1 protein-coding gene is annotated in these 999 nt (G+C 42.4%); it reads left to right on the forward strand.

Annotation, left to right across the window (positions count from 1 at the left end; translation table 11 throughout):
- Positions 1-96: 96 nt before the first annotated feature.
- Complete coding sequence (locus PUN32_RS13990; RefSeq protein WP_274723738.1) at positions 97-984, forward strand: IS982 family transposase; 888 nt, start codon at positions 97-99, stop codon at positions 982-984.
- The last annotated feature ends 15 nt before the right edge of the window (positions 985-999 follow it).

Below are 999 nucleotides of genomic sequence, written 5' to 3' on the forward strand. Positions count from 1 at the left end.
TAACCTGAACTCGGGATAAAAATAGGCGGGAACTAAAAGCTGGCTCTGCGATCAGATCTTTCGACCAAGAAGGAAATCATCGCAGAGGAGCCAGCTATGAAAAAGTTAACCGACTTATTTTGCCATGTCGACGATTTTTGTCAGGCTTTTCTTCCCCAGTGGCAAAAACTTCAACTAGAGTGCGGTGAGCGCAAGCGAAACCGTAAAGGACGCATGTCTGAAAGTGAAATAATGACCATCATTATTGCTTTTCATATGTCACATCAGCGTGATTTCAAGAACTTCTATCTTGGTATTATCCACCGATACCATAAAAGTGAATTCCCGACATTGCTGAGTTACACACGCTTTCTTGAAGTGATGCCTTCTGTGCTTGTCCCTCTCAGCTCATTCTTTACTCATGTGAAAGGAGAACCAACAGGTATTGAGTTTATTGACTCTACCAGCATTAAGGTTTGCCATAATCTACGTATCCCAAGACACAAAGTGTTTAAAGGGACGGCCACAAGAGGTAAAGGCACGATGGGCTGGTTTTATGGCTTTAAACTTCACATCATCACCAATCACCTTGGTGATATAGTTGCAGCGAAACTCACGCCAGCTAATACCGATGATAGAAAGCCCGTTCGTGAGCTATCTAAAGGGCTACTCGACAAACTTTATGCAGATAAAGGCTATATCAGTAAAGCGCTCACCGAAGATTTAAAAGATGATGGAATTACGCTAATCACAACCCATCGAAAAAACATGCCGCCAAAAGTTCTTGCCGCTTGGGATAGGGCGATGTTGTCGAAACGCTTCATTATCGAGACCATCAATGACCAATTGAAAAACATATCTCAGATTGAACATTCTCGTCATCGGAGCTTACATGGTTTTATGTTGAACTTGCTTGGCGGCTTAATTGCTTACTGTCTAAAACCAGAAAAGCCATCACTCAACATCACCAATACTGAAAAGTCTGGCTTGATGGCAATGGCTTAAACCGATCTCAGGTTA

This window comes from Vibrio chanodichtyis, assembly GCF_028863985.1.
GTDB classification, from domain to species: Bacteria; Pseudomonadota; Gammaproteobacteria; order Enterobacterales; family Vibrionaceae; genus Vibrio; species Vibrio chanodichtyis.